General features: G+C 44.4%; 23 protein-coding genes. 14 read left to right on the top strand and 9 right to left on the bottom strand.

From position 1 onward, the window contains the following. Window positions 1-15 precede the first annotated feature (15 nt). Window positions 16-1,179 carry an NO-inducible flavohemoprotein gene (hmpA, locus tag ADH67_RS07400; RefSeq protein ID WP_066595002.1) on the top strand — a complete coding sequence of 388 codons (1,164 nt, stop codon included), beginning with the start codon at window positions 16-18 and terminating at the stop codon, window positions 1,177-1,179. 305 nt (window positions 1,180-1,484) lie between these two features. Here hmpA and ADH67_RS07395 read toward each other — a convergent pair whose 3' ends face one another. Next, window positions 1,485-2,039: a helix-turn-helix domain-containing protein gene (locus ADH67_RS07395; RefSeq protein WP_066595001.1), complete on the bottom strand. Its 555-nt coding sequence runs from the start codon at window positions 2,037-2,039 to the stop codon at window positions 1,485-1,487. An 86-nt stretch (window positions 2,040-2,125) separates the two neighbouring features. Between ADH67_RS07395 and ADH67_RS07390 the strand changes: the two genes are divergently transcribed. Both ADH67_RS07390 and ADH67_RS07385 read left to right on the top strand, forming a co-directional pair. Continuing rightward, window positions 2,126-3,130 carry a MalY/PatB family protein gene (locus ADH67_RS07390; RefSeq protein WP_066594999.1) on the top strand — a complete coding sequence of 335 codons (1,005 nt, stop codon included), beginning with the start codon at window positions 2,126-2,128 and terminating at the stop codon, window positions 3,128-3,130. A gap of 144 nt (window positions 3,131-3,274) precedes the next feature. Next, the gene (locus tag ADH67_RS07385; RefSeq protein WP_089275736.1) at window positions 3,275-5,086 is read left to right on the top strand and encodes an IS1634 family transposase; all 1,812 of its coding nucleotides are present in this window, start codon (window positions 3,275-3,277) and stop codon (window positions 5,084-5,086) included. Between the two features lie 62 nt (window positions 5,087-5,148). Here ADH67_RS07385 and ADH67_RS07380 read toward each other — a convergent pair whose 3' ends face one another. From ADH67_RS07380 to ADH67_RS07370, 3 genes are all read right to left on the bottom strand, one after another. Then, window positions 5,149-5,604, bottom strand: a complete 456-nt coding sequence (locus ADH67_RS07380) for an FMN-binding protein (protein ID WP_066594997.1) — start codon at window positions 5,602-5,604, stop codon at window positions 5,149-5,151. Between the two features lie 78 nt (window positions 5,605-5,682). Then, window positions 5,683-6,015, bottom strand: a complete 333-nt coding sequence (locus tag ADH67_RS07375) for a cytochrome c3 family protein (RefSeq protein ID WP_066594995.1) — start codon at window positions 6,013-6,015, stop codon at window positions 5,683-5,685. Window positions 6,016-6,082: 67 nt separating this feature from the next. Continuing rightward, window positions 6,083-7,675 (bottom strand): FAD-dependent oxidoreductase, encoded by a 1,593-nt coding sequence (locus ADH67_RS07370; protein ID WP_066594993.1) that lies wholly within the window; start codon window positions 7,673-7,675, stop codon window positions 6,083-6,085. Window positions 7,676-7,865: 190 nt separating this feature from the next. On the opposite strand from ADH67_RS07370, the gene ADH67_RS07365 reads away from it, so the two are divergent. Genes ADH67_RS07365 through ADH67_RS07355 form a run of 3 tightly spaced genes read left to right on the top strand, consistent with a single transcriptional unit; the run spans window position 7,866 to window position 11,747 of the window. Beyond that, complete coding sequence (locus ADH67_RS07365) at window positions 7,866-9,332, top strand: FAD-dependent oxidoreductase (protein WP_066594988.1); 1,467 nt, start codon at window positions 7,866-7,868, stop codon at window positions 9,330-9,332. Next, window positions 9,329-11,164: a sensor histidine kinase gene (locus ADH67_RS07360; RefSeq protein ID WP_066594987.1), complete on the top strand. Its 1,836-nt coding sequence runs from the start codon at window positions 9,329-9,331 to the stop codon at window positions 11,162-11,164. The genes ADH67_RS07365 and ADH67_RS07360 overlap by 4 nt, the downstream gene beginning before the upstream one ends. Next, window positions 11,121-11,747: a response regulator transcription factor gene (locus ADH67_RS07355; protein WP_066594986.1), complete on the top strand. Its 627-nt coding sequence runs from the start codon at window positions 11,121-11,123 to the stop codon at window positions 11,745-11,747. The genes ADH67_RS07360 and ADH67_RS07355 overlap by 44 nt, the downstream gene beginning before the upstream one ends. Before the next feature lie 152 nt (window positions 11,748-11,899). On the opposite strand, the gene hemB is transcribed toward ADH67_RS07355, so the two are convergent. Further along, complete coding sequence (gene hemB, locus ADH67_RS07350) at window positions 11,900-12,910, bottom strand: porphobilinogen synthase (RefSeq protein WP_066594985.1); 1,011 nt, start codon at window positions 12,908-12,910, stop codon at window positions 11,900-11,902. Between the two features lie 284 nt (window positions 12,911-13,194). Between hemB and ADH67_RS13470 the strand changes: the two genes are divergently transcribed. The 4 genes from ADH67_RS13470 (at window position 13,195) to ADH67_RS07335 (ending at window position 16,845) form a co-directional block, all read left to right on the top strand. Continuing rightward, window positions 13,195-13,920 carry an AAA family ATPase gene (locus ADH67_RS13470; RefSeq protein ID WP_236578414.1) on the top strand — a complete coding sequence of 242 codons (726 nt, stop codon included), beginning with the start codon at window positions 13,195-13,197 and terminating at the stop codon, window positions 13,918-13,920. Between the two features lie 111 nt (window positions 13,921-14,031). After that, on the top strand, window positions 14,032-14,829 hold the full coding sequence (locus ADH67_RS13465) for a PD-(D/E)XK nuclease domain-containing protein (protein ID WP_236578413.1): 798 nt from the start codon (window positions 14,032-14,034) through the stop codon (window positions 14,827-14,829). 382 nt (window positions 14,830-15,211) lie between these two features. Next, window positions 15,212-16,336, top strand: coding sequence for an ImmA/IrrE family metallo-endopeptidase (locus ADH67_RS07340; RefSeq protein ID WP_066594984.1), 1,125 nt, complete (start codon window positions 15,212-15,214; stop codon window positions 16,334-16,336). After that, window positions 16,333-16,845: a DUF4411 family protein gene (locus ADH67_RS07335; protein WP_066594982.1), complete on the top strand. Its 513-nt coding sequence runs from the start codon at window positions 16,333-16,335 to the stop codon at window positions 16,843-16,845. The genes ADH67_RS07340 and ADH67_RS07335 overlap by 4 nt, the downstream gene beginning before the upstream one ends. Before the next feature lie 144 nt (window positions 16,846-16,989). Here ADH67_RS07335 and yihA read toward each other — a convergent pair whose 3' ends face one another. The 4 genes from yihA to ADH67_RS07315 form a co-directional block, all read right to left on the bottom strand. Beyond that, complete coding sequence (yihA, locus tag ADH67_RS07330; RefSeq protein ID WP_066594977.1) at window positions 16,990-17,631, bottom strand: ribosome biogenesis GTP-binding protein YihA/YsxC; 642 nt, start codon at window positions 17,629-17,631, stop codon at window positions 16,990-16,992. A gap of 12 nt (window positions 17,632-17,643) precedes the next feature. Beyond that, window positions 17,644-18,771, bottom strand: a complete 1,128-nt coding sequence (gene ppk2 / locus ADH67_RS07325; protein ID WP_236578412.1) for a polyphosphate kinase 2 — start codon at window positions 18,769-18,771, stop codon at window positions 17,644-17,646. A gap of 21 nt (window positions 18,772-18,792) precedes the next feature. Then, the gene (locus tag ADH67_RS07320; RefSeq protein ID WP_066594972.1) at window positions 18,793-19,833 is read right to left on the bottom strand and encodes a GMP reductase; all 1,041 of its coding nucleotides are present in this window, start codon (window positions 19,831-19,833) and stop codon (window positions 18,793-18,795) included. A 146-nt stretch (window positions 19,834-19,979) separates the two neighbouring features. Continuing rightward, window positions 19,980-20,564 carry a rubrerythrin family protein gene (locus ADH67_RS07315; protein ID WP_066594970.1) on the bottom strand — a complete coding sequence of 195 codons (585 nt, stop codon included), beginning with the start codon at window positions 20,562-20,564 and terminating at the stop codon, window positions 19,980-19,982. 408 nt (window positions 20,565-20,972) lie between these two features. On the opposite strand from ADH67_RS07315, the gene ADH67_RS07310 reads away from it, so the two are divergent. From ADH67_RS07310 to ADH67_RS07300, 4 genes are all read left to right on the top strand, one after another. After that, window positions 20,973-21,767, top strand: a complete 795-nt coding sequence (locus ADH67_RS07310; RefSeq protein WP_236578411.1) for a porin — start codon at window positions 20,973-20,975, stop codon at window positions 21,765-21,767. Between the two features lie 60 nt (window positions 21,768-21,827). Beyond that, the gene (locus ADH67_RS13460; protein WP_236578410.1) at window positions 21,828-22,040 is read left to right on the top strand and encodes a hypothetical protein; all 213 of its coding nucleotides are present in this window, start codon (window positions 21,828-21,830) and stop codon (window positions 22,038-22,040) included. A 328-nt stretch (window positions 22,041-22,368) separates the two neighbouring features. After that, window positions 22,369-22,968 carry a LysE/ArgO family amino acid transporter gene (locus ADH67_RS07305; protein ID WP_236578409.1) on the top strand — a complete coding sequence of 200 codons (600 nt, stop codon included), beginning with the start codon at window positions 22,369-22,371 and terminating at the stop codon, window positions 22,966-22,968. A 173-nt stretch (window positions 22,969-23,141) separates the two neighbouring features. Next, window positions 23,142-24,194 carry a type II asparaginase gene (locus ADH67_RS07300; protein WP_066594969.1) on the top strand — a complete coding sequence of 351 codons (1,053 nt, stop codon included), beginning with the start codon at window positions 23,142-23,144 and terminating at the stop codon, window positions 24,192-24,194. Window positions 24,195-24,290: the final 96 nt, after the last annotated feature.

The raw sequence follows: 24,290 nt of genomic DNA, 5'->3' as shown, positions 1-24,290 counted from the left end.
TATTAGAGGAATTCTATGCTTACACAAGAACAAATTGCACTCGTTAAAGCCACTGTACCGGTGCTTAGAGAACACGGAGTTGCTCTCACTTCTCACTTTTACAAGAGGATGCTCAGCCATAATCCGGAGCTGATGCAGGTTTTTAATCAAGGTCACCAAAGAGCAGGCGCTCAGCAACAAGCTTTGGCCGGGGCTGTTCTTGCTTACGCAGAAAATATTGAAAATTTAGGCGTCCTCCTTAATGCGGTTAAACACATTGCCAATAAGCATGTTTCTGTCGGTATTCGCGCAGAACATTATCCAATCGTTGGAAAACATCTTTTGGCATCTATTAGAGAAGTCCTCGGTGAGGCTGCAACTCCGGAATTGATTGATGCCTGGGCTACAGCATACGGGCAGTTGGCCAATGTTCTGATCGATGCCGAAAAAGCTTTGTACGACAAGCACGCTAATGAAGAAGGTGGTTGGTCAGGCTGGAGATTCTTCAAAGTCGAAGAAAAGAAACCTGAAACTGATGAAGTTACCAGCTTCACATTGGTCCCGGTTGATCACGGCAAGATGCCGAAGGCAAAGGCTGGTCAATACGTGTCAGTCCGTGTTTACGTCAAGAAAGAAAATCTGATTCAGCCCCGCCAGTACACAGTGACGGATGCTACAAAGCATTCTTTGCGTATCTCCGTTAAAAAGATCGTCGCTGAAGGTAATTCTCCTGCCGGTATGGTTTCCAACGCATTGCATCAGGATATTAACCAGGGGGACTTGGTCGAAGTTTCTTTCCCGACAGGCGAGTTCAATGTTCCGGAAGGCAATAATCCGCTTTGTTTGATCAGTGCGGGTATCGGCATCACACCAATGCTTGCAATGCTGAAAGAGGCGATAGCTCATAATCCTCAACGTCAGGTTACTTTCGTTCATATATGCAAAGAGGAAAAAGACTATCCGCTTTTCGATGAAGTCGAAGCTTTATCCAAATCCGGATCTGTTGAATTAGTGACATGCGTTACTTCTAAATCCGGTCGTCCGGACGAAGCCTTCTTCACTTCCTTAGTAAAACCGAATACCGAATATCTAGTCTGCGGTCCTGTTGGTTTCATGAAGGATGCAACTCAAGCCTTGGAAAGGGCTAACGTTGCCAAGGAGCACATCTTCACTGAAAAATTCGGCACAGGGGCTCTCTAGTCCTATCTTAAGTGACCAGAGCAAGATAAATCATCGGGCTGCAAAATCGAGTATTTCTCTTTCAGTACTCGGGTTTGCAGTCCAAGCACCTTTATAAAGTAATTTCAAAGAACCTCGTTCGTAATAAGTATTGAGATTAACTTTGTTCTTGAAGCTCAACTGATAGAGAGATTCGGTTTGCTTGCCAGTATTCTAAGCATGCAACTCTGTCGCTTCTTGAAGGTCAAAACTTAACAAATACAGAGCCATATCCACTGGGTTTTCGCAAAGAACTTGGATTCTGGCAACTCCTAAAAATCTGAGTCTTAATCTTGCCTTGAAAGGATCATATGCAGCTTCGTTACCCCTTCTGCAATGTTCTTGTAAGCATGAGGGACGTCTGCGGAGAACCTTATACTCTCTTCTTTCTTAATAACCATTTTCGCCGTCCCGATCGTGAGCTCAAGGAGACCCTCTACAACAGTTATAAACTCAGTTGTCCCGCGAACATGAGGCTCAGAACTCCAAGCGGACTTTGGCTCAAGGACTAAGAAATATACGGCGAAGTTTCGAATGCCGTCATCCGGGAAAACAGAATAATTCTTAGTTTTTCCTCCATCTTCAAGAATTGGAGATATGTTAAAAAGATTTATTAATTCGCAATCAGCGTTCTTCCTTTTAACCAGAGCATCAAATGGAAGAGAAAGTGCATTGGCTATTTTCCACAATGTGCCAAGCGTTGGATTTCCTCCGCCTTTTTCAATCTGAGACAACATACTTTTGCTCAAACCGCACATTTCTGCCAGTTCATTAATGCTCAAATTTCGCTCGTTTCTTATTTGTTTTAAATTTTGCGCAACTATTAAAAAAATATCTTCCAAAATTTCTCCTTGTTCGTTAAATAGAACAACTGTTCTGTATAATAAACAACATTAATCTTTTAATTTTAAATAAGAAAGAGATCGATATGAAGCCGATAGAACCAAACGTTTTTGATTTTGATACTCTTATAGATAGAAGCAGCACTATTTCGATCAAATGGTCTTCTTCGTTAAGGCAAAAGATGTATGGCGACAGTAATGTCATCCCGATGGGAATCGCGGACATGGACTTTAAATGCGCTCCTTCAATAGTGGAAGCTATCAATAAAAGAGCCGCTCACGAAACGTATGGTTACGGTTTCAGCAGTGAAGAGTATCTAGACGCTTGTGTAAATTGGCAAAAGAGACGAAATCATTGGAAGATTGAGTCAGGCTGGATAACCTATACTCCGGGGATAAACATGGCTATTGTTGTTGCAGTTGAAATGTTTACGGAACCGGGAGAAAAAGTCATTATTCAGTCTCCCGTCTATTATCCATATTATGACTATGTTACCTACAAAGGAAGGCAGATTGCCTTCAATCCTTTATTAAACAAGGGTGGAAGATACGAGATGGATTTTGCTGAGCTCGAGAAAATTGCTTCACAAAAAGATACACGAATGCTAATTCTCTGCAGTCCGCATAATCCTGTTGGAAGATGTTGGGAAAAAGACGAACTGAAAATGGTTCATGAAATCTGTGAGAGGAACAACGTCAAAGTTGTTGTCGATGAGATACATTCAGACCTCATTCTTGGAGAAAGTAAATTTATTCCATATGCCACTATCTCCGAAAAAGCCGCAGACAATTGCATTATCTGTACTTCACCTTCGAAGAGTTTCAATTTGGCGGGACTTCTTGTGTCTGACATCATTATTCCGAATGAGAAGATTCGAAAAGAGTTTCGCTATCGGATGGCTCCTTACTACTTATGGCCCGGCAGTTTTGGTTCCGTTGCTCAGATTGCCGCATACAATGAAGGAGAAACTTGGCTCGAGGCTCTTCTAACATATCTGCATGGCAATGCTTTGTTTCTTGACAAGTTCTTGAAAGAAAATCTTCCAAAGGTTAAATACAGAGTTCCTGAAGCTACTTATTCCCGTCTTTAGCCATGTAAATTCTTCTCCAACCCTTGTGAATGCTTAATTGTTCCCACTTTTTATAGAAGACAAATTTAACTTATATTTGATTTATATTATACTTAGTTTTTACTTTTGTGGTATAATTAATAAAAATTAGATTCTGGAGAGGATATGCCTACTATTGCTCTGCAGCACTACAAACGAGGATCGCACTATTACGCCAGCATCATCGAAACCTTTCGAGACCCGGTTACCCGTAAGAACTCTTCTCGGACTTTGGAAGCTTTAGGAGATATTTCTGAAAAAATGAAGGAGGATCCGAACTACCTTCAATCTTTAAAAGACAGAGTCACAGCTCTGCGCTCGGATGCCTCACGTGCAGAACAGCTCCAAGAGGCTGCGGTTCGGCGGATTGCGCCCGCGGTTTTTAATTCTTCGGCAGACGCCTCATCTCCTCGGCTCCATTACGGAATGGCGCCCATACGAAAAGTCTGGGAAAAGCTTGGATTAAACGCGTGGTTCCGTAAGGCCGGATACAACAGAAAACTTTCCTGGGATTTAGATTTAGCCGTGTTCTATCAAGTGGCCAGCCGTATTCTCAGTCCCTTGAGCCGGCGAGGAATGAGGCGTCAATGTCCCCGTCATTTGTTCAAGTTTGACTCTGTCTCACTGGATCATCACTACGAAGCTTTAGACATTCTGGCTGCTTCTAAACCGACTATTATCAAAAAACTTGATGAAGCCGTATGCAAAGAAATTTCGCGGGACTGTTCCTTAGTCTTTTATGACGTAACCACTTTTTACTTTGAGAGCTTTGAACCTGATTGTTTACGTGAAAGAGGCATGAGTAAAGAACACCGGACTCATGAGACACAGGTTCTGCTCGGTTTATTAATTGATCGTTGCGGCATTCCTCTCGACTATGAAATCTACCGCGGCAATACGGCAGAAGTTAAAACTTTAATGAAAGTTGTTGAGTCGTTCCGAGAAAAATGTCCGCAGGGCAAACCCATTGTTGTAGCCGACAGAGGACTCAACAGCAAAGACAATCTCTCCAAACTGATTAAAAACGACTGTGCTTTTATCGTGGCGCACAGTCTTCAGCGGCTCAGCAGCAAAGAGTTGGGAAGCTTGTTTAGCGAGGACGGCTGGAAATATAAATTTGATTCAGAAACAGGAGAGATGTCATGGAAGATGAAGACAATGGACTGTCCTGATGCGGTTAAGCAAGAAGAATCACAAGAAGCTGTTAAACCGCGTTTGATAGTGACTTGGTCGGCTAAGCGGTATGCCCATGACATGAAGGAATTAAATTTGCAATGGGAGCAAGCCAAAAAAATGGTAAGTGCCGGCACCGGCAGAATTGATGCCTCTTTTAAACGAGGCGCGAGACAATTTTTGAAAAGAGTAAAGCAGTCAGATCCAGATGAAAAGGCGCCGGAGGAGCGTTATGAATTAAACCGTGAGCTTTATGAACGAAAAATAAGGTTTGCAGGTTATTACGGTTTGATTACTTGCTGCGAAGACTTGAGTGATGAGGAGATTTACTCGAGACTAAGAGAATTATGGAAGATAGAGAACTGCTTCCGAGTAATGAAATCAGTACTGTGTACGAGACCGATTTATGTAAGAACAGAAGCACATATCCGAGGTCACTTTGTCGTTTGTGTTCTGGCACTGGCTTTGGAGAGGTTCATGGCATTTAAGCTGCGAGAGCAAGGCATAGAGTACTCTGCGGAGATGATGGTTGAACTGCTGATGTCTCCGACAGTCTCTCCGATTGAAGGGGTAAAAAACAAAGTGAAGCTGTACCTTAAAACAGGAGAACAAGAGCTGGAGAAACCGGAAAGCAGCTGCTCGAAGAGCGTGGATCTAAACCAAGAAGCGGAAAAAGTGATGGCTGTCTTTGGAGTTGAGCCGCTTCCAACACTCACCACCGTGGTTGATATTACGAAGCGTCTCGGAGTTAGATTGCCAATATAAGTGACTTTTGTCTGCTTCAAAAATTATATAACTCTCTGAATTAAGAGAGTTTTGTTTTATTTTTACAAGCTAAAGACGGGGGAAACCGCGCTAGCTAAGCCAGCTCCGCCGCCTCCAACGATCACGACGTCAGCACGTTCTGTGACGGGAGCTTTGTTGGCGTCTGTTATACGCTTGTTGAAGTCACCTTTTTCAGCACCTGCTTGCTTTAAGCAATCCTTAATGGCGCCAAGGAGCTGGAAGCTTGTTACGGAAGCGCCGGAAACGATATCAATGTTTGTAGACTGGTTCTTGATAACGCTGTCTTCGAGTTTCTTGATGGCAACTTTACCGACGCCCGGACTTTCCAGGTCTTTAGTTGCGATGGAAGCAATTTTGCCGCCTTTGATGTCAACGGTCACTGTGATCGGCGCATTGTGGCCCGTAACCGTCTTAGTATATGTACCGTCTTTGACGGCTGCAGAACATGTTCCTGCTATTGCAAAGGCAGCTAAAACGGCCAATGTGATCTGTTTCATAACAAAACCTTTGATTTGAAGTTGATTAGAGAAATTGAGATGAGGTTTTTTTGGTGACCGGGCCTCTCCGGTTTTTAATTAAGGAACCTTAAGTTCTCTGAATTCGTGGCATTCGTCGCACAAGAGAACTGGTTTCTTATGACCGCGGTGACAGCTTGTACAATCCGGATTTTCAATGTGTGAGTCGTGCGGATTGATGTCATTCTTGTCGGTACGGGCTGCGACTTTGTCATAGCTTCCGTGGCAAACCAGACACTGCTGAGTGGCTACCGCTTTCGGAGGCATTGTGGTATGGCATGCTTCGCACTTACCGCCTCTTTCCATGTGGCGATCAGCGAGCATCTTATCAGCTGCAAAAGAAGTCGTAGCTGATAAAGCTAAAACTAAGATGGAAACAACGGTCTTTAACATGATAAATCTCGGGAGGAGTGCCGCTTGCGCGGCACTTGTTAGTTAAAAGAATTTATTGAAGAGCTTATTACCAGTTTTGTTCGCCGGCAGCTGTGCGTCCTGCAATTCTTCCGAATACGCATGCTTCGGAGTTGTTGGTAGCACCCTGGTAGATGTGGCCCCACATAGAACCTAATTCACCGGCGCTGTACAAACGTGGAATCGGGTTGCCGAACGGATCAAGAACCTGACCGAGTTTGTTTCTCTTCGGGCCGCCCTGAGTGTTCAGAATGGCTGGGTAGAGTTCAGCTGCGTAGTATGGGCCTTCACCGATTGGACGAGAAATGATCGGAGCTTCACGGCCTTCGAAAGCAACTTTGTCTTTCTTTTCAAGAGGACGTCCGAAGTCTTTATCGGCACCGGCTGTAATCTGTTCATTCCATCTCTTGACGGTTTCAACAAGGTTTTCAGCAGAAACGTTGTTCTTCTTAGCCAATTCTTCGATTGTCGGAGCGCTGACGATAACGCCTTTTTCGATTTCAGCACTGTTGTCCTTACTCCACTTGTAGTCTTCACGGTTCAAAGCGTAGCCGGAAGTTGCACCGCCGATGATCGGGCCGCGTTTGCGGGCTTCTTCATCGAAGATAACGAAGCAAGGAATTCTCGGATAACGATGCTTGACAGCGTCAAGAAGGTTAACACCGTAAATGCAGGTGTGGTTGTCCATCTTTTCGTTAACGAAGCGTTTGCCGTCTTGGTCAACATAGATGTGAGAAGGAGCAAGCATGTTGATCTGAAGAGCTGTCTTCAAGCCCGGAACAACGAGTCCCAATGGGCAGGAAAGAGCATTCATGTGCCAGAGGTCTGCACCGGCTGCCTGAGCCATGCGAACGCCGTCACCGGTGTTGCCCGGGTGGCCTAAGCGATGGAACTTCTGACCCATTGTGTGGTTAGAGAGCATCTTGTCATCGAATTCGTAGCCGCCTGTAGCAAGAACAACTGCCTTTTTAGCCTTAACAGCTTCTTTCTTGCCGTCGATTTCAATCCAAGCACCGAGAACTTCGTCGTTTCTGGTGATCAATTCAAGAGCGCGTGCATTGTAAACAACAGGGATCTTTCTGACGGTTTCAACAGCGTAGCGGTAGTTATTGAAGAGCATATCGCCGCCGCGTGTCTTCTGTCCTTTCGGAGTGCGGAAACGCCATTTGTCGATACCATCGGATTCAGGAATGCTCTGGAAACCGGCGTGACCGTAGATGTAAACCTTCTGATCCGGAGCCAAGGAAAGGAGGAAGTCTTTGGACTTCATGGCTTCGTCAACGAAAGCTGTCAAGAGTTCGTCATCTTTTTCGCTGTTGGCAAAATCGTATGTCTTTCTCAAGTATTCGATGGCACGTTCTCTGTTGTTAGGGATCATCATGCCGCCGGAAGAAACAGCTGTGTTGCCGCCGCCCTGCGGGCATTTTTCGAAGATAACGACATCAGCGCCTGCGTCTTTGGCTGTGATGGCAGCAGAAGCACCTGCACCGCCGTAACCTAAAATAACGACGTCAGCTTCGCGGTCCCATTTCTGAGGAAGAGGATCACCGGGTTTTGCATGAACTAAAGGAGCAGCAGCGGCACCAGCGGCTGCAGCGGCGAAACCTTTAAGAAAACTTCTCTTGGAAATCAGCTTTGACATTTTGTTTTTCCTTGGTGGTTGGTTAATCGTTGTTCCTTTCGGATGTGCTCATTTTTCCAAAGTCATTACCTAGGTAGTTTGACCTTGATCAAACTTTCTTCAGATTTTTTTATGTCTAAGTAAAAACCATGGTTTGACAGAAAAACGAAAGCGGTTAAATTGGGATTAAAGAAATCCTAAGCTGAAATAAATGAGAAGAAGACAACTGATTGGAACCGCCGCTCTGACGGCTCTAAGCCCGCTCTGCTGGGCTTCGTCTTCCATGGATCATTTTCAGCTCATCATTGTAGGGGCCGGTGCAGCAGGACTCACTTGCGCCTGCATTGCTGCAGAAAACGGTGTCAAAGATATCCTTGTCCTAGAGAAAAATCCGGTTATCGGAGGATCTTCACTTATTGCAAGAGGAACGTGGTTTGCTTCAGGCACTGCTTCTCAAACCACTCGGGGAGTTAAAGACTCTGACCATGATGCTGTCCTCTACCTAAAGTCCGAAGGTTTGGGCAAAAACGATGAAAGTCTGCTCGATGCCATGCTTCCGGCGGCCAGAGAACAAATAGTCTGGTTTGAACAAAACGGCATCCGTCCCATTGCGCTTTTTGCAGAAAAGGGTGTGCGAAGAATCCATAAATTCGATATGCCTGAAGTCATCTTTTTTCTGCGTAAAAAAGCCTTGTCTCTCGGTGTCAAAATTTGGACAGGATGTCCTGTTAAAGACCTTATCCAAGATAAGGTTACAGGCAGGATAAAAGGAGTTGTCTTTACTAGAGCGGGAGCCGACAGGAAAGCCTTTGCCTCTCTGGGTGTTGTCTTGTGTTCCGGAGGATTTTCAAGAAACAAGTCCCTCTTGGAATCGGTACAAGAAGGTTTGCAGAACGTAGCGACCATCGCCCCTCCTGGTTTGACCGGTGACGGATTAAAAATGGGGATTAAGGTCGGGGCTGCCACTGCTGATCTCGAACACATTAAAGCCTCTTATGCCTTCACTGACAATCCCTCTACCTACCAAGACATGACTTTCGCGTATTACTATGGTCCGATTATTGTTAATGACGACTGTGCACGCTTCGTCAACGAATCTGCGCCATACAAAGAAATCGCTCAAAAAGTCATTCAGCAGCATGAAGCAAAGAGCTATCTGGTTTTTGATGATGAGATTCGTAAAACGGTTTCCAGACTAGCTAACTCCTCTGGTCCTCTAAAAGAGTTTTGGGGCACAGGCAAAATAGGTAATTTACCCGTTTTTTCCGGAAAGACGGTCGAAGAGGTAGCTCAGAATGCTCACATTGATCCGGTCGGGCTCAAAGACACGGTCGACATGTATAACGAAGCCATCGCCAAACTCGGAAAAGATCCTGACTTTTACCGAAAGGACCTTACGGGAAAGGCAAAACTGGCCCAAATCGTCAAACCGCCGTTCTATGTAATTCCTGTTAAACCGGCTCTTCTCGGGACTTACGGAGGGCTAAAAATCAACACGGACGCCCAGGTCCTGAACAAATCCGGAAAACCGATCTCCGGCCTTTGGGCAGCGGGAGAAGTCACGGGAGGTGTGCATGGGGCAGCCGCGGCGATGGGTGTACCCTTGTCATCAGCCTTCGGCTTCGGAAGAATCGCTGGCCTCTCGGCGACTAAAGCTTTACGGGAGGTCAAGGAATGAAAAAACTTCTCCTCCTGGTCTTTTCGGTTGTATTGAGCGTCTATTCGGTAATTGCGTTGTCTAATGTCAACTCAAGAGTCGTCCAGATCGGCATTTCTACCTCCGGAACTTTTAGTGACTATGAAGATTTCCTGATTAAAACCATTTCCGACCTGCAAGGTGCATTGACTTCCCGATACTCGCTGCGCGTCATGTTTTTAAATGACGAAGAGCTCGCCAAAGAAATTAAAGAAAACCGTTTGGACTTAGTCATTGCTCCGAGCAGCTTTGCCCGAACTTATATTCTTCAAGGTGCCCGTGATATAGCCTCTCTTGACCATGAGAACTCAACCAATACAAACCGTGCGGAATCCAGTGTCTTCCTAGTCGACGGAGAAAGAACAAAAGCCACTACCCTGCAGGAAATGCAAGGAAAGACTGTTGTGACGAGTAAAGAATTCGGACTTTCAGGGCTTGCGTCCTTATTAAGCACGATTGCAGAGCAGCTCAAAGTCAAGCCCGATAATTTTTTTAAGGACATCATCTATGTACCGGCCAACCTCAGCCATGTGCTTCGTACACTCAAAGAAGGAAAAGCAGACTTAGCGGTCGTCCCCGCTTGTTCTTTGGAGCGCTATAGTCAGCAAACGACAGATGACACAGGTTGGCTCCGCATACTTCTTCCCCGACAGGATGAGTCCTTGTCATGTATGCATTCTGCCGCTCCCTTTCCCGGCATCACGGTCATTTCGATGCCCAGCCTGTCTCCCTATGAATCGAAGACAATTACAACAGCTTTGCTTGGTATGGATGAGACGGACGGTATGACCTGGGGCGTAGCGACTGACTTCAGTGCCATTGACAGAATTCTTCAGAATCTTAGAAACGGACCTTGGCAAAAAGACTTTTCTCAAACCATTACCGAGTTCGCCAAAGCTTACTGGAAATGGTTTGCCGCTGCCGCCGCCTTCATCCTGCTGCTAATTCTTCACAGTATTCGAAGCGAATTTATCGTCCGCAAAAGAACTGAAGAACTATCAAAAGCCTTGGAACAGCAGAAACTTCTCCATAAAGAAGCCAATCTAGCTAACCGACGTTATGAGAAACTTCAAAAGATTTCGGTTATCGGCCAGATGTCGAGCCTTTTTGCCCATGAACTCAGACAGCCTCTGAACGCGATTAACTGCTATGCCAACGGCTTACGCCGCTTCCTTAAAAATCCGGAAAAAGCGAAGGCATTTATTGATAAAGGTATTGAAGGAATAGAAGCTGAAGCCGAACGAGCAAGCGCCATTGTCGAGCAAGTCAGGAACTATGCTAAGAACAAATCCTCCCGACAAAACCAGCAGGATTTGAAAGAAATTCTTCAGAGGTCCATTGCAGACTTTCAAACCACCAGCGTCGGAGACATGCCTGTCCATTTCATGGATCACGGTGGCGACCATGTGATTCGCGGCGAAGAGTTCGAGTTGGAACTTATCTTCACCAATTTGCTTCGCAATGCGGCCCAAGCCCAGTCTCATCTTAAGAGTGCGGTCGCGTGGATGGAAGTCTCCAACGTTGGACCTTATGTTCAGATTGAAATTTGGGACAAAGGCCCGGCATTATCAGAAGAAAAAATTAAAGAAATCTCTCTCATTGGAGATTCGACAAAAGCGGAAGGGATGGGTCTCGGCCTATCTATTATTCGAACGCTTGTCCAAGCTCACAGCGGAGAGATTCGATTCTCAAAGAGTGAACAAGGCGGCTTAAAGGTGACGATTCTCCTGCCGCTCATTACTTCCAAGAATAATCAACAGGAAGAACAAAATGCCCAAAACAATAAGAGTAGTAGAAGACGATCCTTCCGTTAGAAATGGTCTGGAATATTTGCTCATGTCCGAGGGATATGAGAGTGAAGTTTACGAAAGTGCCGAAGCTTTTTTAGCAGGTGACGCAGCCTCGGTACCGGGCTGCATCATTCTTGACATCCGCATGCCGGGCATGAGCGGACTTGAACTTCAGAATATTCTGATTGAACGCAAATACCCTCATCCGATTATCTTTCTATCCGGCCACGGAGACATTGATATTGCGGTGGGAGCCGTCAAGAAAGGAGCGTTGGACTTCCTTCAAAAACCGGTTAACGCCGACAAATTCTTAGAAATAGTGCAAGAGGCCCTCAAATTGGATCAGCTTAGGACCGGTAACCTCTACAATCCTCAAGATTTGCTCTTGCTTGCCGAGAAGCTTACCGATCGAGAAAAACAGATTATCGGGTTAATTTTCCAGGACATCTCCAATAAAAGCATTGCGGAACGGTTGAATCTCTCTCCAAGAACCGTAGAAAACCACAGAGCGGCAGCTTATCGCAAGCTAGGCGTGAACTCAGCTGAGCAATTAAAAGATAAATTCTTCCTAATAAAGGAGGAATTAGAAGCTGCCGTGAATTCATAGCAAATCGACTCTGAGCTTTCGGTAAAAATCAGGAGCCAAATCCAATTAGAAGCAACTACCACGATAGACAGAATTCTTTTTTGAAAAAGCACAAAAAATTAAACCCGCTCGGGAACTAGCACTGAGCGGGTACGAGTAAAAACAGAATAGTTTTACAGTCTGTCTTCAGCGAGCCATCTTGCGGCTTCGACAGCAAAGTAAGTCAAAATGCCATCGGCGCCTGCCCTCTTAAAGCATAAGAGGGATTCTAAAACCGTCTTCTTTTCATCAAGCCATCCGTTCTGGAAAGCGGCTTTCATCATGGCGTATTCGCCGCTGACCTGATAGGCGAATGTCGGAGCCATGAATTCTTGTTTAACACGCCAGAGAACGTCCAAATACGGCAAACCTGGTTTAACCATCACCATGTCAGCACCCTCGGCCAAGTCAAGACCAACTTCCCACAAAGCTTCGTTGGAATTAGCAGGATCTTGCTGATATACGGCTTTATTGCTCTTACCTAAGTTAGAGCTGGAACCAACGGCATCACGGAACGGACCGTAGTAACAAGAAGCATACTTAGCAGAATAAGCCATGATCTTGGTATGGATTAGACCTCTGCTTTCAAGCGCATCACGGATGATGCCGATGCGGCCGTCCATCATATCGGACGGAGCAACGATGTCAGCGCCGGCTTCTGCATGAGTAAGCATTTGCTTAACCAACATCTCAATTGTTTCGTCATTGAGAATGTAGCCGGTTTCATCGATCAAGCCATCTTGTCCATGGGTAGTGTATGGATCAAGAGCAACGTCTGTCATGATTCCAAGTTCAGGAAAATCTTTCTTGAGAGAACGAACAACGCGAGGAATCAATCCGTTCGGGTTTGCAGCTTCACTGCCGTCCGGAGTCTTAAGAGAGTCGTCAATAGATGGGAATAGAGCCATCACAGGAATTCCGAGCTTGACGCATTCTTCAGCTTTCTTAGTCAACAAATCCAAAGAAAGTCTTTCTACGCCGGGCATAGAAGGAACCTGAACTCTTCTGTTTTCGCCTTCAACAACGAATACCGGGTAGATTAAATCATCGGGACTCAAACGATTTTCACGCATCAATCTACGGGAGAAATCATCATGTCTCATTCTTCTCATTCTTACGGATGGGTATTTTCCTAAAGTTTGCATTTTCTTTAACGGTAAGAGTCAATGATTAACTTTTTAATGATAGTCAATTTTTTTGAAGAATTTATTAAGGCAGAATGGCTCTCTATTCAAGGAAATCGATTATTAAGAATATTTTCAAAATGAAGACTCAAGGCCGCCATCCGTGCTTTGAGAGCGAATGTATGTCCTTTCCCAAAAAATTTTAGAAAACCTATGATGTCCCATATTCGTCTTTCATTTGATTAACTGAGAGAATTGAAAAGAAGCAATTCTTATAATGAAATCGAGAAGATATAAACGTAAAAATGGAAGAGCCTTTAATAAAAAAGTTACCGCTAGGAACTTCTTCATTCTTAGCTTTACGCAATGCCAACCAAATATATGTGGAAAAGAGTGAATATATTTTCAAGCTTGCATCCATAAGAGCCCAGGTTTTCTTATCGCGTCCTAGAAGATTTGGTAAATCTTTGCTCGTTTCAACCTTTGAAGCCTTATTTAAAAACGGTATCCGAGATTTCAAAGGATTAGCGATTGAAAAGAAATGGAAAGATGACAAAAAATATACCGTTGTTAGACTTGATTTTTCAGAAACTCGGGACTTTGAGAATGTTGAAGAATTTTCTCAAAAATTGACGTCCTTGCTTGCTCGGAAATTTCGGTCTGCTGGTTTCTCATACCAGGAGGATAGTGCCCTTTCCGTAACCGAACAGTTATCGAATTGGCTGCAAACACAGCCGGTCAATCAACTTGTAATTTTGATTGACGAGTATGACGCTCCGCTCACCGTATGCTTGGACAGCGCCGATGAGTTTGAATATGTGAGCCGCAAGTTAACCGAGTTCTATGCGGTTCTTAAGACAAATGGTAGAGCTCTGAGATTCTTGTTTATTACCGGAATTACGAAATTCAATAAAACCTGCCTCTTCGCTGAACTCAATGACTTGTCGGATATTTCACTTTCACCTGACTACGGTGCTCTTCTCGGCTTTACTCGTGAAGAGGTCCAAAAAATATTTTGGTGCTTTCCTTGAGAGTACCTCTCAAGTTCTTCAAAAAGATAAGCCAAAGTTAATAGAGGAATTACTTGAATACTATGATGGCCTCTGTTTTGAAGAAACCGCAAAACAAACAGTCTTTTCTCCATGGTCTCTACTAAAGTTTTTTCCTCTCCCAACCGTGGTTTCAAAGACTATTGGTTTGCAAGCGGCGGCCATCCAAGCGTGCTTCTCAAGTCTTTACAATCCAGCCCTTTGAGAAATCCCGAAGAATATAGAAAAGACAAAACTCTGTCGTTGGGTATTCTTAGCAGCTCTACTGAGCTCAACGCTTTGACCGATGTCGCGCTGTTGACTCAAACAGGCTATCTCACAATTAAGACCATAGAATACGGAACTTCTGTTTTTGTCGGCTATCCAAACAAAGAGGTCAGGACAGTGATGGCTCAACTTTACATGGAGCAACTGCTTGGCGGGCGCGTTGCGGGACAAGTCGGCGCGGGTCCCATTGTCCAGGTTTTGTCTGAAGACGGTCCTGAATCGTTATTCCACATTCTTAATCGACTTTTTCTTTCCATTGATTATCATCGGTTCCCTGTCAGAGACGAATTCTCCGTCAGAGCTTTTGTTCAGATCTATTTTGCCGCCGCAGGCCTTGATCCAATCGTGGAACGTCCCAACTCTCATGGCCGAAGCGATTTGGATGTTGGCGCGAGCAATAGGCATTGGCTCCTTGAATTCAAAACCTCTCACGGAAATGAAGATGCCCAAAATAAACTTGATGAAGCAGTACGCCAGATTGAAGAAAGGAAGTACGGAGAGCAAATTTCCAGTCTTGAAAAAATCCGGTCTATAGCCTGGACAAAAGAGAATTTGTTCGTTGGAAGGAGTGCTGAGATACGAAAGTTTCATCGTTGCACTGAACCTGCCGTGCAGAGCTCATAAGACTTGCTAGAGGAGAACGAAAGCGATACTCCTTTAACTTTACCTTTCGAAAAAGTCCTTATCTGTCAGTTCTTGGCTTCGGAACTACGTGTCCTCTTCTCGTTCGAACTTTTGTCTGGAGAAAAATCTTTTAACTCTATATGGCCTTGGATTGGCTGTGCTCCTCGGAACTGTCGAACCAGCGACAAACTTTGGATGCTCTAGCCACTTCTTTTTATAAAAGGTTAATCTCAGCCTTCGCACTACAAGTGGCGTATTGTTTTTAATCTGTGATAATCTAAAATTAGAAGATGTGTCGTCAAAGGAACTGGCGTATTGCGATTTCTCTGAAAATAATAAAGCTGTCTGCAGAGGTTCTATTTGAGTTAGCAGGTTGAAAAATATGAGCGAATTTATTGTTTTTAATGAGAAAATTTTAGCCTGGGCTCTTAAGAGAGCCAGATACACTGCTGGAGATCTAGTCAAAGAATTTCCTTTTATTCAGAGCTGGTTAGAAGGAAAACGAAAGCCGACAATCACACAAACTCAGAAGCTTTCCAATAAGCTGTCTGTACCTTTTGGTTATTTTTGCTTACCTTCTCCTCCAGAGGAAATACCATTACTTCCGGATTTCAGAACAAAAGGGAACCATCCAGTAAAAGAAATTAGTTTAGGCCTAAGAAAAACGATTGAGCACGCAAAAGAGTGCCAAGCCTTCCTCAGTGAACGTTTAGAAAATGCGGACGCTGAACCTTTTTTATATGAAGGAGTCCTTTCTCAACATAACACTCCGAAAGAAGGAGCAAACATACTAAAGAAGCTCCTGGGAGAAAAGAAGCTTAGTAGCCAGGAAAATCGCTTTAAGAACCTTCTCCATACTATCGAAAATTTAGGCGTGTTAATACAAAAAAATAGCCATGTGCTTAACTCTATAAAACATAAGTTGGACAGCGACGAATTCCGTGGATTCGCATTATGTGACAAGTACTGTCCTCTGATCTTTCTCAATGAAAACGACTCGTCTAAGGCGCAGATTTTTACTTTGATCCATGAATTTTGTCATATCTTGCTTGGGGAGACGGGCATATCTGGAGGCGATGGTAGCGCTCGCGGTGTAGAACGACTTTGTGACCGTATCACTGTAGAGTATTTGGTCCCCGAAAAGGATTTTAGAAATTGCTGGGAGAGAGGAGATTCCCAAGAGACCTTAGAACTGCTAGATTCTCTGGCCGAAGAGTTTTGTGTGAGTAAGTGGGTGATAATTCGTCGCGCTCATGAATTGCATCTCATATCGGATGCTTTCTTCCATGAGGAATTAAATAAACTTCTTGCTTTCAGTAAACCAAAAGAAAAAGGAAAAGGAGGGCCCAGTTACACCGTGATTCAACAAGCTCGCCTAGGAAAGTTGCTGATCGATAACGCTATAAAAGCAGCCTATTCGGGAGAGATTCCTTTTTCTGAAGCAATGCGGTTAACTCTATACAGTGCAAATACAATTCAGAAAAAAGCCTTGGAGATGGGCCTGTGATAGAACAAAAATATATCTTGGATGCTAATGTATTTATTACATCCAAAAATTCATACTACGACCCACAATTTCATCCGGGCTTTTGGAAGTTTTTGGATTTGGGGATAAATAACGGAACCTTTATTCTTCATCGGCGAGTCTATGAAGAATTAAGAAAAGGACGAGACGAACTCAGCCAACGAGTTGCGCTGTGGGAGCCAAAAGTAAAGAGTCCGTCACCAGAAGAGATGACAAAATACAAGGAAGTCTGCACTTATACTGTGAGTCAGCCGCAATGGGAAAGAAAAGTCGATGCTTTTTTGGATGGAGCTGATCCGTGGCTTGTAGCACACGCCAGTATCAACGGTTCAACCATTGTCACTTTAGAAAAAACTGATATAGACGCCAACTGTAAGTCTCCGAAGTTACCAGCCGTAGCCAGAAAATTTGGATGTAAATCCATTGGACTGTACTCTCTTATTAGAAAGTGCAAGCCTATCTTCGAGTTAAAAACAGATCCTTTCCTTTAGAGCAAACGTCTAGCAAAAGAAAAATAGGAAACTTGCATAAGATTAAAACCTTTAGAAGAAATTCCTTCGGATAAGAATTCCGTTCAACACTCTCAAAACGAAAGCGGGCCTACGCCCGCTTCCAAATTACTGAAAAAAATATCTTTAAGATCCTTTCGGCAACCCAAGCCAACCGGTCAGCACATCCTGCAGTTCCTGAATTCCTTCCTTCTTAAGGCCGGAAAACAGCTGATATGTAATGTTGCCGCCAAGCTCGGCCGCCCTCTTGCGGGCCATCTCCATGGAGGCTCTCTTCTCAGTTGTTTTGAGCTGATCAGACTTATTCAAAAGAAAGTGAATCGCCAGGTCTTCTCGAGGAAGCAGAAAGTCGAGCAAGAATTCATCGGCCGGCATAAAAGGTCTTCTAGCATCCATCACGATGACAATGCCTTTGAGCGGCTCTCTTCCGACAACATAGCCGCCGACTAAGTTTTCCCAGGTCTTTCTGGTTTCAGGCGCGGCTTTAGCAAAGCCATATCCCGGTAAATCAACCAAATAGCCTTTTGGAATTCTTTCTCTAGGCTTTTCTCCTTTTACAGAGAGCTCAAAGAAATTCAAAAGCTGAGTACGGCCCGGAGTCTTTGAGGAAAATGCCAAACGGGACTGGCGGCAAATACAGTTGATCGAGGTTGATTTCCCTGCGTTTGAACGGCCCGCAAAGGCAATCTCCGGAAGTTCAGAGTCCGGCAAACCTTCAATGTCGGCTACGGACATCACAAATTTTGCAGAATCAAATAATGAACTCATCTTTGTCCTTCTTTACTTTTTCTTTTTGTCCTTGTGCTTTTCGGACTTTTCCTTCTTATCTTCCCTTGGCATATCAAGCTTGTCGTTAGTTTCGCCAAGGCAAGAACCGGCAGGATACAAGATTAACGGGTCGATTTGTCCAATCGCCTTAGGATCTTTTTCAGCATAGTCTATGGTCTTCAATACATAACGGATGGCATTGAGACGTGCTCTCATCTTGTCGTCGCTGCGGATTACCAGCCAAGGGGCATAGAAATTATCGCTAGCTACGAACATATTATGAATAGCTTCGCTGTACTCATCCCACTTGTCTAATGAAGCCAAATCAACAGGAGAAAGTTTCCACCTCTTCAGCGGATCCGTGCGGCGCTGCTTAAATCTTCTTTTTTGTTCTTTTCTGGAAACAGAAAGCCAGAACTTAATCAGAATCGTCCCGCTGTTGATAATGCTCTTTTCGAAATAAGGAACTTCCTGCAAAAACTGCTTTGTCTGCTCTTCCGTGCAGAATCCCATGACTGGCTCTACTACCGCACGGTTGTACCAGGATCTGTCAAAGAAAACGAGTTCGCCCGGAGAAGGCAGTTGAGACGAATAGCGTTGGAAATACCATTGACCTTGCTGTTCCGGCGTAGGTTTCGGCAGAGCAACCACTCTAGCGCCGCGAGGATTCAGGCTCTCGGTAAAACGAAGAATGGTTCCTCCCTTTCCGGCCGCGTCTCGGCCTTCAAAAAGAATCAGAACCTTCTTGTTATTTTCCTTAACCCACTTCTGCAGTTTCAGCAATTCAATCTGAAGCTGATATAGCTGCTTCTTGTAAAGGTCCGGATTGTAGCCATGAATATACGGATAGGCCGAAGGAGACGTGTCAGGATTTCTTTCATCCATTTCTTCGGTTGGAGAGGCTTTCTTGTCTTCCTTTAAGACCTTATCAGCAACTAGGTCTTCTAGGAGACGCTGCTTCCCGTCAGCCGTTAAATGAGAAAGAACAATCTTCGTCACTTCCTTGGGGGATTTTCCGTTTAACGCTTTGACAGCAGTCTTCAGATACTTCGAAGCCGGCTCGAGTGAACTGAGATCAAAAAGCTTAGTGTCCAGCTCTTCTAAACCGGTTTGTTCCTCTTGCTTCAATTGTTCCGTCACTGTCTTCTCCAAAATTGAGTTTTATGACTTCCCGAAAACTTCGTTGAGCTGCTGAGTTACACGAACGAACGTGGTTCTCTTTGTAAGCTCTTTCAGACGTCTTGCACCGACATAAGTACATGCGGAGCGAACGCCGCCGAGAATGTCTTGAATAGTTCCTTCGACAGGGCCTCTGTCTTCAAGCAGAACTGTCTTGCCTTCTGCGGCACGGTAGTGAGCGACTCCGCCGGCATACTTATCCATAGCAGATTTACTGCTCATGCCGTAGAAAGCTCTGTATTTCTTGCCGTCTTTCTCTAAAACTTCACCGCCGCTTTCATCGTGGCCGGCAAACATGCCGCCGAGCATAACAAAGTCTGCACCGGCACCGAATGCTTTTGCAATGTCCCCCGGTCTTGTGCAACCGCCGTCAGCACAAATCAGTCCGCCTAGGCCATGAGCTGCGTCTGCGCACTCAATCGTAGCAGAGAGCTGAGGATAACCAACGCCTGTCATCTTTCTGGTTGTGCAGACGGAACCTGGGCCGATACCGACCTTAACGATATCAGCACCTGCTAAGAGCAATTCTTCGGTCATATCTCCTGTAACAACATTACCGGCCATAATGACCATGTTCGGGAAGCTCTTTCTGAAAGAGCTGACGAAGGAAACAAAAGTCTCCGTATAACCGTTAGCAACGTCGATGCAGACATATTTAATTGCATCGGGAGCGGCCTTCATGACTTCTTCAAACTTCTTCATATCGGCCGAACCGATGCCTAAAGAGTAGAAAGCGGTGCTCTTGTTGGTAAGTTTGCTGAAAAATTCAACATAGTCCTTAGCGTCATAGTGTTTATGAAGAGCTACGGACAATTGATGCTTGCCTAAGGCTTCGGCCATGGAAAAAGTTCCGGTCGTATCCATGTTGGCAGCAATGATTGGAATACCTGCGTATTCTGTTTTTGAGTGAAGGAATTTAAAAGGTCTGACTAGGTCAACGCTAGAGCGGCTGGAAAGTGTCGATCTCTTAGGTCTGATCAATACATCTTTGAAGTCTAGCTTGATTTCATTATCAATATGCATTTACAAGTTCTCCGTTATTTAGCAGACACTTTGCTGGATTCTTTCATATAAATGCTGGTTTGTCATATGAAAACGCCTAAAAAGAGTGTCAAAAAGAAAGGACCGCCGATAGACGATCCTTTTCACCTCTTAACTAACCTGCAAAATTACAGAAGAATATCTGTTGCCATGTAGTGTTGATATGGGTGTGAGCAAGCCGGGCAAACTTTTGGAGGTTCCAAAGCTTCGACTTGGTAGCCGCAAACCAAGCATTGCCAAAGAATTGGTTTGTCTCTCTTCCAAACTGTGCCGGTTTCGACTTGCTGGAGCAGACGGCGGAAGCGGTTCAAATGTTCCTGTTCAATCTGTGCAATGGCTCTGAACTTAGAGGCGATATCGGCAAATCCTTCCTGTTCAGCGATCTGTGCGTACTTAATGTACGCGTCTACGCCTTCATTCTGTTCTTCGGAAATAGAAATCTTCAGATTTTCAATAGTTCCGCTTGGAGGAAGCGCATCTACCGGTGTAGGTGCGATAACGGAGCCGCCCTGCAGAAAACCTAAGAAGATTTTGCCGTGGCGAAGTTCATTAGCAGCCGTAACGTTAAAGACTACGCCGATTGGGAAATACAGTTCTTTGTTTGCCTGATTTGCATAGTATGTATAACGAGCATAGGACTGGGCTTCATTCAAATATGAGATAGCCAAATTTTTTTCTGTCTGGGTTCCCTTGATGCTTTTTACATCAGCCATTTTTTCACTCCTCAAATACTTAAACAACACGGGTATTTCGCTGTTTGGTCCGTTAATGATAAATCCGTGTTTTCCCTATCTGAACAAATCACCACCAAAATAAGTAAGTCCCTCCCGCCAAGTTTTTCCCCGATTTAACAAAACTACTTAGATGAAGCTTTTGATCAAATGACAAAGAACCTTTGCGAACTTCGCTTTTGTATTAAGAAGTTACATATATAGAATAAAAAACACCTTCTCGGAGTTAGCTAAGCATTTCTAAAAGTTTTTTGAACTCAACAAAACACCCAAAGAAAAACAAAGCAAACTGAGGGAAGGATTCTTCGAAGATATAAAAATTTCAGCTGAGTGTAATGAAGACAATCCCGTCTTCTAAATATCTATGTTCATTTACGTCCAAGAAAAAAAATGTTGAAATTTAGATCCGTCGCCGTTGCTTTATTTTGTACCGGCTTAATCACTTCTTTTGGCGCACAAGCTTCTCAAGTAAATATTTATGGGAAAATTGATGCAAGCGTGTTGACTGGCAAAACTCGTCATGGGGCTGCCACTGTCCAACTTAAGTCTGGTTTTACAGCTGGATCTCGATGGGGTATAAAAGGAGTTGAAGATCTCGGCAACGGTTATAAAGTCGGCTTTATTCTTGAACAGGGATTTACTATCGATGACGGAGCAGAAGGGGGATCCAATCAAGCTTTCAATAGAGAATCCTCTCTCTATCTCGACGGCAGTTTTGGACGTGTAACGTTTGGCCGTTTAGGAACTCTGGGATTCGCCCAATCCACGGGCATCTTGAGAGGCGCAGTATTCGGTGTCACCCATGGTGCCAGCGGATGGGCCTCTGGAACTACCTCTCTTCATTTTAGCCGTGTAGACAATGCGGTTGCATACAGTACACCGTCTTTTGGAAACGTCTCCCTCCATGCAATGTATTCAAATGGCACTAACACGGACGACTCCGAAAACAAGTGGTCAAAAAACAATCACTATTATGGCTTAGGAGCTCTCTACCGCAGCAAAGAAGCTAGCGGGAGCGTTATTTTTGAAGCTATGGACTACAAAAATGAAACTGGTATTAAGCACAATCCGCTCTATCATCTGACTATCGGAGGATATTGGCAAATCGGACAAATTCGTCCAATGGCAATTTATCAATATCAATGGGGAGAGGATCGCTACAAACAGCATACCGCCCAAGTCTGAACCCAAATTAAAATCGGCGCGGGTACTGCAAAATTAGGCTTCAAATACATCACGAGAAAGGTGGACGGAAAAGGTTCCCTTATCCAAAAAGAGAAAAAAGCAAATCTCTGGAATATCGGTGCTGGCTATGAGTATCCATTTTCTAAGCGAACAAAAGTTTATGGATTCGCGGGATATGTTGACGGAGGCAAAGGCTGGGGGAAGGGAACCAGCTTGAAAACGACTAACCTAAATGGATACCAGATTGCCTTCGGCATGGTTCATGACTTCTAATGAGTTTTGAATCCTTTTAATTTCGATTACGACCTGTATAGTCTCTATCAGAGAAAGAACATATAGGTCGTATTTTTCTTTCATAGTATTAAGTCTTAATTATTTGACATTCAAAGCACTCTGCTCCAAACCTTCTTCTCTAAAAGTCTTCCTCCATTCAGAGAGAAGAATTTTTTTAACATAATATTCAATATCAGTCGCTTTCCAACAAGAGACGATGATCCGTCGTTAAAGACAATAATCTCACTGGGAATCTTCTGAAAAACATATATTTTTGTCGTTTTTAGCTTTCATTTTTCTTTGTTGTGCCATACTTGATTTCTCAGTATTGATTTCAGGTCTGTTGACCGGTTTGTCATTGATCATTGCTATTGGTGCACAAAACGCTTATGTATTAAAAATCGGACTGCACAAGAAATACGTCTTTCCGGTGTGCACAATCTGTTTTCTAGGCGATTTCCTGCTGATTTGGTGCGGTGTTTTCGGTATCGGCGCCATTATTCAAAAGTTCCCTATCTTCCTCGACACTTTCCGCTATGGCGGCGCGGCATTCCTGTTTGTTTACGGGCTGCTTTCCTTGAAGAACTTTTTTAAGTCTTCCGGCTCCTTAGTCGCAGGCAACACCGTTTCGTTGCCTAGTCTCTCCAAGGTCCTTCTTACCTGTTTAGGCTTCACATTCCTCAATCCTCATGTTTACCTTGACACCATGATTTTGCTTGGCAGCATCGCATCTGCCTACGGTGAACCTGGCAAATATTTCTTCAGCATGGGAGCCTGCTTGGGAAGTTTTCTTTGGTTCTATAGCCTTGGATACGGAGCAAGACTGCTAAGACCAATTTTCAGGCGTCCAATCGCTTGGAAAGTTTTGGACCTGTTAATAGCCGTCGTTATGTTTTTCATCGCTGGAACGCTGATGTTAGACCAATAAAGACCGAACCTTTGACTCTCACCTCGATTTTTATTTTTGATAATCCCGCTTCCTTCATGCTCAAGTTTTCCCTGAAAACTAGTGTCCTGTACTTTAAAAAACTTCCCATTTTCTAAGTAGTGAGCTAGGATCTTTATCGGGATAACGATCCCAATGAAAGGAGAACTTACTATATGAAAATTAAATCAATAATCGCAGCTCTTGCTGTTTGCTCCGCTTCTTTTGCATTCGCAGCCGACCTCCCGAATGTGAAAATTCTTGCCACTGGCGGTACTATTGCCGGCACAGCCGCTTCCGCCACACAGGTAACCGGCTACAAAGCCGGAGATTTGGCTATTCAAACTTTGATTGACGCTGTCCCAGCAGTCAAAGATATTGCTAATGTGACCGGAGAACAAATCGTTAAGATTTCCTCCAACAACATGAACACACCGACATTGTTGAAGCTTGCTAAACGTGTCAACGAACTCCTTAAGGATCCTTCTGTATCCGGCATCGTCATCACACACGGCACCGATACATTGGAAGAAACAGCCTACTTCCTTAACCTTCTAACCAAGAGCGACAAACCGGTTGTTCTGGTTGGCGCTATGAGACCGGCTACTGCAATCTCAGCAGACGGTCCAATGAATCTTTTGAATGCCGTTAAGGTTGCCACTTCTCCGGAAGCTAAGGGCAAAGGCGTCATGATTGTTATGAACGATGTCATCAACAGCGCCAGAGACGTCACCAAGACTAATACAACTAACGTTGCAACCTTCAAGTCTCCTGAACTCGGAGCTCTGGGCTACATCGGAGCCGGAAAAGTCCGCTTCTACAAACAGTCCACCAAACGTCACACCACCAACAGCGAATTTGACGTTTCCAACTTAGAAACTCTGCCGCGCGTTGACATCATTTATTCCCACGTTGATGCTGACCGCGTAATGGCAGATGCTGCTGTTAAAGCCGGTGCCAAAGGCATCATTCACGCTGGCACAGGAAATGGTTCTATTGCTGATCCGACAGAAGCAGGTTTGAAAGATGCTGTCAAGAACGGCGTCATTGTTGTTAGAAGCGCTCGTGTTCCAAACGGCCCAACAACAGTTTCTCTTGCTAAGTGGAAAGACGCTGGATTCTTGGAATCCGATACTTTGAATCCTCAAAAGGCTCGCTTGCTTCTGCAATTGGCTCTGACAAAGACCAGCGATCCTAAAGAAATTCAACGTATGTTTGATGAATACTAATCTGGTTGCTTAGCCAAAGGAATCTTGCTTTTGACGCCAAATTAGCGGTAGTCAATTAAAGTAAGATAACAATCAAAAGACCGGCAGAAAATTCCT

This window comes from Turicimonas muris, assembly GCF_002221595.1.
In the GTDB taxonomy this organism is placed as follows: domain Bacteria; phylum Pseudomonadota; class Gammaproteobacteria; order Burkholderiales; family Burkholderiaceae_F; genus Turicimonas; species Turicimonas muris.
This window is presented reverse-complemented; position numbering and strand designations above follow the sequence as displayed.